This is a genomic window from Bacillus sp. TE8-1 (genome assembly GCF_008368855.1).
In the GTDB taxonomy this organism is placed as follows: domain Bacteria; phylum Bacillota; class Bacilli; order Bacillales; family Bacillaceae_G; genus Bacillus_A; species Bacillus_A cereus.
In genome coordinates this window covers 155561-162309 of record NZ_QPET01000005.1, presented here as the reverse complement: position 1 = coordinate 162309, position 6749 = coordinate 155561, and the positions used below count along the sequence as shown (strand labels likewise).

Here is a 6749-nt window from a genome sequence, read left to right as displayed (position 1 = left end):
CGGGACCGCCATTTTAATAAGGCTCGGTAGCTCAGTCGGTAGAGCAGAGGACTGAAAATCCTCGTGTCGGCGGTTCGATTCCGTCCCGAGCCACCATTTATTTTAATAAAATACGCCGGCTTAGCTCAATTGGTAGAGCAACTGACTTGTAATCAGTAGGTTGGGGGTTCAAGTCCTCTAGCCGGCACCATGTAAGTTTCGGAGGGGTAGCGAAGTGGCTAAACGCGGCGGACTGTAAATCCGCTCCTTCGGGTTCGGCAGTTCGAATCTGCCCCCCTCCACCATTTACATAGGGGCATAGTTTAAAGGTAGAACTGAGGTCTCCAAAACCTCCAGTGTGGGTTCGATTCCTACTGCCCCTGCCAAATATATTTACACAACATGGCGGTTGTGGCGAAGTGGTTAACGCACCGGATTGTGGCTCCGGCATTCGTGGGTTCGATTCCCATCAGTCGCCCCATTTTTATTTTAAAAATTACAAATAATCTAATGGATACTTACATATAATTAAGTAAGAATTCGATGGGCTATAGCCAAGCGGTAAGGCAACGGACTTTGACTCCGTCATGCGCTGGTTCGAATCCAGCTAGCCCAGCCATTTTTGCGGAAGTAGTTCAGTGGTAGAATACAACCTTGCCAAGGTTGGGGTCGCGGGTTCGAATCCCGTCTTCCGCTCCAATAAAATTTAATATGGCGGCATAGCCAAGTGGTAAGGCAGAGGTCTGCAAAACCTTTATCACCGGTTCAAATCCGGTTGCCGCCTTTTCTTTTGTGCCGATGTGGCGGAATTGGCAGACGCGCACGACTCAAAATCGTGTTCCTTCGGGAGTGTCGGTTCGACCCCGACCATCGGTATCAAGAACGGCGAAAAAAACTCTATACTAATTGTATAGAGTTTTTTTGTGTTTTCTTTTCATTACATGACAAAATAAGCACAAAAAGTGTACGGTGAGTAAACGGCGAAATATTAAAAGGCTAAAAACAAACATTCATTTTTATCCTTTTAATTGCGGTATTCTATAAAATTCCAGCAGAATATTGTATATATAATATTTCCTTCGAGCACTCTAGAGAGAATTTCTCCACCCCGGTGACATGAAGTTAAATCCCACGCCACCAGTAGATATTAGTACATGATCAGCTGTTAATTTCGTAATTTCTAAGAACTTCTTTTCAAACTCTTCTCTGTTGTATTTGTACATAGTTGAGTGGCATGACCACATGTGCGTTGAAGTACTCAACCAGTCTCCTAATTCCTTTAATTCAGAAAACGACTCAAATCGAATTGGTTCATCTAATTTCATGAATCTCACTTGATAGATAGTTGGGTTTAATTTTTCTCTTATTCCTTTAAAAGCATGTGATTTTTTGTCTTTTGAATGTGTCATAATTCACCCTCCATCTTTTCTTCAAATTTTTTCCTGTTTTTATTATACAACAATAGAAAACAATTATGGGAATAATATGGAAATCGGTATTAGCAATATAAAAAGACTCTAACAGAAATGTTAGAGTCTTTTTGTTAAATTATACTATGTGCTTCTAAAATTCGTAATAAACGTAGGAATTCATGTATAATATAACTTGTCGAAAGAACAAAATGATAGTGATTTATATTATGTCTGTAATATGAATCAAAAATGAACTTTTTATATTTCTTTTAAAAATGTGTTGAACACACAATATATTTCATATTAATATTTTTATGTAGATTTAAAACGGGAAAGAGAGTGGAAAGTATGGGCCGTAAATGGAACAATATTAAAGACAAAAAAGCATCAAAAGATGCAAATACAAGCCGTATATACGCGAAATTTGGGCGTGAAATTTATGTGGCAGCAAAACAAGGCGAGCCAGATCCAGAATCAAACCAAGCACTAAGAGTTGTATTAGAGCGTGCGAAAACATACAATGTTCCAAGAACAATTATTGATCGTGCAGTTGAAAAAGCAAAAGGCGGTTCAGAAGAAAATTATGACGAGCTTCGTTATGAAGGATTCGGACCAAATGGAGCTATGGTTATTGTAGATACACTTACAAATAACGTAAACCGTACTGCAGCAGATGTACGAGCTGCATTTAGCAAAAACAGTGGTAATATGGGTGTGAACGGTTCTGTAGCTTACATGTTTGATGCGACAGCTGTTATCGGCCTTGAAGGTAAAACATCAGATGAAGTTCTTGAAATTTTAATGGAAGCAGATGTAGATGCACGTGACATTCTAGAAGAAGAAGATTCTGTTATCGTGTATGCTGAACCAGATCAATTCCATGCAGTACAATCTGCACTTAAAGGTGCTGGGGTTGAGGAGTTTACAGTTGCAGAATTAACAATGCTTGCACAAAGTGATGTAACACTTCCTGAAGATGCTCAAGCACAATTTGAGAAAATGGTTGATGCATTAGAAGATTTAGAAGATGTTCAACAAGTTTATCACAACGTAGACTTAGGAGAGTAATACGATAGATGACCCTTTTCGCTTAGCGGATAGGGTCTTTTTTATGAAGTTAATTAAGGTGATGAAGTATTAAAGGTATTTTGTTGTAGGTAGGGAATATGATTATAGGGATATATAAAATATTCATTATCTCTAGGAGGCTTAATATGGAACATAAGACACCAAAGCATATCGTTGCTGTAGCCGGTTATTTAACAAATGGAAAAAATGAAGTGTTATTAACAAAAGTGCACTGGCGAGCTGATACGTGGGAGTTGCCAGGAGGACAGGTAGAAGAAGGCGAAGCGCTCGATCAAGCTGTCTGTAGGGAAATAAAAGAGGAAACAGGGTTAACGGTGAAGCCTATCGGAATTACAGGCGTTTATTATAATACTTCTATGCATATTCTAGCTGTTGTTTTTAAAGTAGCATATATAAGTGGTGAAATAAAAATTCAACCTGAAGAAATACAAGAGGCTAAATTTGTTGATTTAAATGAAGAGAACATAGATGAGTATATAACGCGTCCTCATATGAAATCCAGAGCGCTTGATGCAATGAGAGCAACACATTTTATTCCGTATGAAACGTGGGAAGTACAGCCATATAATTTAATAGGAAGATTGTAAAGAAAAGAGTAGCCGATTTGAGATACATTCGAATCACTACTCTTTTTTTGTATACTGTTTAAGAAAAAGGTCAAAATAATAATAGCACTAGTATTGATTTAAGGAACATTTGTTCTGTATAATAAATCTATATGTTATATACATTTAGATTACTAGATAGTCAAAAGTATATATATTTGTAGATGATATAATTAAAGTGTAAAGTGAAAATATAATAGTCTTAAGGGTTTCTCTATTATTGGTTATTCGTACTTTAACATAACCTATATTCAATATTTCAGATGAATAGTAGATAAAAAAATACTGTGATACAATACTTTTTTATCCCACTATTTGCTGGGCAGTAAGCCTGATTGATGAGGGCTCATTAAAGTTTCACTTTATACCTTACAATGATGTAAGGTACGTGTAAGAGAAATCGATGGGATATTTTTTTACAACAATGTATTCTTAAAGTAAGAGTTATATGCTGTGTGGAAAAGAGGTGTTCAAGATGAAAGAACGAGTATTATCTAGGGTGAACTATCATCAAAAAGTTGCATTAAATCCAATGACTAAACTTTTTTATAAAGCCATTATATTATTATTATTGTTAAGTTGTACGTTATTATTCATTGGAAATGTAATGATTGAGAAAAGTGATATTAGTAAATTACATGTACCGGCTAAGTTAGAGGTGCCAGAATCATTAACACATGCATTTATTGCGACAGAAGATAAAAGATTTTATCATCATAACGGTTTAGATTATATAGCAATTATTAGGGCATCTGTTGAGAATATAAAGGCTGGTGGTGTCGTGCAAGGAGGAAGTACAATTACACAGCAGCTATCTAAAAATGCCTTTTTAACGAATGAACGTACATTTTCTCGGAAGTGGAAAGAGATTTTTTATACGAAAAAAATTGAACGCACATTTACGAAGGATGAAATTTTAAAATTATATGTAAGTAATATTTATTATGGAGAAGGAGCATGGGGAATTGAAAAAGCAGCAAACCTTTATTTCGGTAAAAAGGTGAACCAATTAACGTTGGCTGAAAGTGCAATGATGGCTGCTGTAGTAAAAGCACCTGCTTATTACTCACCTGCACAAAATTATGATAAAGCAGTAGAGAGACGAAATGTCGTTTTGAGACTAATGGAGAAAGAAGGCTATATAAGCCATGATGAGTATGTTCAAGCAGTTAGTGAGAAATTGGTAATTCGTCATGATATAAAAATAGAGCAGTCGATGTTAAATAGCGCGCGTAAAAAAGCAGTAAGTTAAGAGAAGTTCCTACAGAGGAGCTTCTTTTTTTGAATAAATTGTGACAAATTGTGACACAATATCGTCACAATTATTGTGTTTTTGTAATTTATGTGAGCGTGTTCATTGCGTGACGTATATAAGTGTTGATATTATGTGTATTGTGTACAATGCTGTATACAGAATATGAATTTAAAGAGGAATGTATATGAAATCAAATAAACTCATGGCTCTTGGTATAGTTTTTTCTATCGCAGTATTAATTGTAATTGGAACAATTGCGTATAGCATCATAAATGACAAAAAAGATAAAGGGAATGAGATGTTTGCTTATTCTACGCAACAATCTTTAGGGAAAGATGATGCTCCAGTTAAGGTAGTTGAATTTGGAGACTTTAAATGTCCTGCTTGTCGTACTTGGGATGTAACAGTATTACCTCGATTAAAAGAAGAGTATATTGATAAAGGCAAAGTGCAGTTATACTTTATTAACTTCCCATTTATTGGAAAAGACTCAGATTTAGGTGCAGCAGCTGGTGAAGCAATTTATAAACAAGATAAAGATTCATTCTGGATCTTCTATGATGAGATCTATCAAAACCAAAAGAAAGATACAGAAGAATGGATTACAGAAGATTTGCTTCTTAGCATTGTGAAAGAGAAACTGCCGAAAGTTAATGTAGAGCAATTTAAGAAAGATTTACACAGTAAAGACATTAAAGAAAAAGTAAGTAAAGATTCAGATCGTGCTCAAAAATTAAAAGTTCAAGGTGCTCCTTCTGTATATGTAAACGGAAATCTTGCAAATCCTGATTTTGATAGTATGAAGAAGGCAATTGATAAAGAATTGAAAAAGTGATGAGGTCTCTCATCACTTTTTCGACTTTTTTCGATAAAATTCTTGCCTCTACTTTTTTTACATGCTATACTACTTTACATAAGTTATTCTAATATCTTATATGTAATTCATATTTGCGGGTGTAGTTTAGTGGTAAAACAAGAGCCTTCCAAGCTCTGGTCGAGAGTTCGATTCTCTTCACCCGCTCCAAATTTTATTAAATGTTTTTCTATAAATTGTGATCAACGCAGTGTTTCGTTTCCGAGATAAACGAGGCATTGCGTTTTTTAATGTTTGAAAAATATAATTACATGCGAAAATAGAAGTAAATAATAGTATTCCAAACGTGAATTACTAACCAATAGAGTGGTTACATAAGGGGTGGATTCATCTGAGGAGGCGATTAAGAGTGGATTTTGAACAATTAAAGCAAGATGTAATTGCGTATAGTAAAACAATTGGCATAGATAAAATAGGCTTTGCGAGCGCTTCTCCTTTTGAGGAATTAAAGCAGCGCTTAATCCAGCAACAACAATTAAATTATCAATCTGGATTTGAAGAGCCTGATATAGAGAAGAGAACGAATCCGCAACTGTTATTACCGGGTGCTAAATCAATTATTGCGATTGCTTTAGCATATCCTTCAAAATTAAAAAATGCACCATTAAGTAAGCGTGGAGAACGCCGTGGGATTTTTTGTCGTGCTTCTTGGGGACAAGATTATCATCTTGTTTTACGAGATCGTCTGCAAAAATTAGAGGCATATTTAATTGAAAAACTTCCCGATATAGAAGTGAAGTCCATGGTTGATACAGGTGAATTAAGTGATCGAGCTGTATCAGAGCGTGCTGGTATTGGATGGAGCGGTAAAAACTGCTCTATTATTACACCAGAATTTGGTTCGTACGTATACTTAGGGGAAATGATTACAAATGTTCCATTCCCGCCAGATAGGCCGATAGAAGATCAATGCGGGGGCTGTACGAAATGTATCGATATTTGTCCTACCGGTGCTTTAATACAGGGGGGACAGTTAGATTCGAAGAAGTGCATTGCGTTTTTAACACAAACGAAAGGATTCCTACCTGAAGAATATCGCGATAAAATAGGAAATCGCATATATGGATGTGATACGTGTCAGACTGTTTGTCCGAAAAACAAAGGAATGGATTTTCATAATCATCCTGAGATGGAGCCGGATCCTGAGCTAGTTAAACCATTATTAACGCCACTTTTAACAATTAGTAATCGTGATTTTAAAGAGAAATATGGGATTATGTCAGGGTCATGGAGAGGGAAAAAGCCACTGCAAAGAAATGCGATTTTAGCATTAGCACATTTTAAAGAAGCATCGGCAATTCCAGATTTAATTGGTGTTATGAAAGATGATCCAAGACCGGTACTACGCGGAACGGCAGCATGGGCACTTGGGAAAATTGGCGGAGATGGAGTAGGCGAAGCGATTGAGAAAGCGATGGAACGTGAGAAAGATGAAGAAGTGCTTCATGAAATGAATCGCGGGCTTGAATTGTTAGCACAGAAAAAAGAGTAGATAATATTTCCCTTTTTCATATTGTAATATGGGAGGGAGACAG

Annotated in this window: 6 protein-coding genes and 10 tRNA genes; 15 read left to right on the top strand and 1 reads right to left on the bottom strand. The window is 36.2% G+C overall.

Going from position 1 to position 6749, the window contains the following annotated elements; translation table 11 throughout:
* Positions 1-20 precede the first annotated feature (20 nt).
* The 9 genes from DN404_RS05855 to DN404_RS05815 all read left to right on the top strand — a co-directional run bounded on the left by DN404_RS05855 (position 21) and on the right by DN404_RS05815 (position 855).
* Positions 21-96, top strand: a tRNA-Phe gene (locus DN404_RS05855).
* 18 nt (positions 97-114) lie between these two features.
* Positions 115-190, top strand: a tRNA-Thr gene (locus DN404_RS05850).
* Between the two features lie 10 nt (positions 191-200).
* Positions 201-284 (top strand) — tRNA-Tyr (locus DN404_RS05845).
* Positions 285-291: 7 nt separating this feature from the next.
* A tRNA-Trp gene (locus DN404_RS05840) sits at positions 292-365 on the top strand.
* Positions 366-384: 19 nt separating this feature from the next.
* Positions 385-460: transfer RNA gene (locus tag DN404_RS05835), tRNA-His, on the top strand.
* Between the two features lie 63 nt (positions 461-523).
* Positions 524-598: transfer RNA gene (locus DN404_RS05830), tRNA-Gln, on the top strand.
* Between the two features lie 5 nt (positions 599-603).
* Positions 604-678, top strand: a tRNA-Gly gene (locus DN404_RS05825).
* Between the two features lie 14 nt (positions 679-692).
* Positions 693-763, top strand: a tRNA-Cys gene (locus tag DN404_RS05820).
* A gap of 10 nt (positions 764-773) precedes the next feature.
* A tRNA-Leu gene (locus tag DN404_RS05815) sits at positions 774-855 on the top strand.
* A 212-nt stretch (positions 856-1067) separates the two neighbouring features.
* Here the strand turns inward: DN404_RS05815 and DN404_RS05810 are convergent.
* Complete coding sequence (locus DN404_RS05810) at positions 1068-1388, bottom strand: DUF3884 family protein (protein ID WP_000149746.1); 321 nt, start codon at positions 1386-1388, stop codon at positions 1068-1070.
* Between the two features lie 351 nt (positions 1389-1739).
* Between DN404_RS05810 and DN404_RS05805 the strand changes: the two genes are divergently transcribed.
* From DN404_RS05805 to queG, 6 genes are all read left to right on the top strand, one after another.
* On the top strand, positions 1740-2459 hold the full coding sequence (locus DN404_RS05805; protein ID WP_000532952.1) for a YebC/PmpR family DNA-binding transcriptional regulator: 720 nt from the start codon (positions 1740-1742) through the stop codon (positions 2457-2459).
* 146 nt (positions 2460-2605) lie between these two features.
* Positions 2606-3067, top strand: coding sequence for an NUDIX hydrolase (locus DN404_RS05800; RefSeq protein ID WP_025710393.1), 462 nt, complete (start codon positions 2606-2608; stop codon positions 3065-3067).
* 493 nt (positions 3068-3560) lie between these two features.
* Positions 3561-4337, top strand: coding sequence for a transglycosylase domain-containing protein (locus DN404_RS05795; RefSeq protein WP_000664715.1), 777 nt, complete (start codon positions 3561-3563; stop codon positions 4335-4337).
* A 187-nt stretch (positions 4338-4524) separates the two neighbouring features.
* The gene (locus DN404_RS05790; RefSeq protein WP_000841309.1) at positions 4525-5175 is read left to right on the top strand and encodes a DsbA family protein; all 651 of its coding nucleotides are present in this window, start codon (positions 4525-4527) and stop codon (positions 5173-5175) included.
* Positions 5176-5290: 115 nt separating this feature from the next.
* A tRNA-Gly gene (locus DN404_RS05785) sits at positions 5291-5364 on the top strand.
* Positions 5365-5563: 199 nt separating this feature from the next.
* Positions 5564-6706: a tRNA epoxyqueuosine(34) reductase QueG gene (gene queG, locus DN404_RS05780; RefSeq protein ID WP_149214812.1), complete on the top strand. Its 1143-nt coding sequence runs from the start codon at positions 5564-5566 to the stop codon at positions 6704-6706.
* Positions 6707-6749 lie beyond the last annotated feature (43 nt).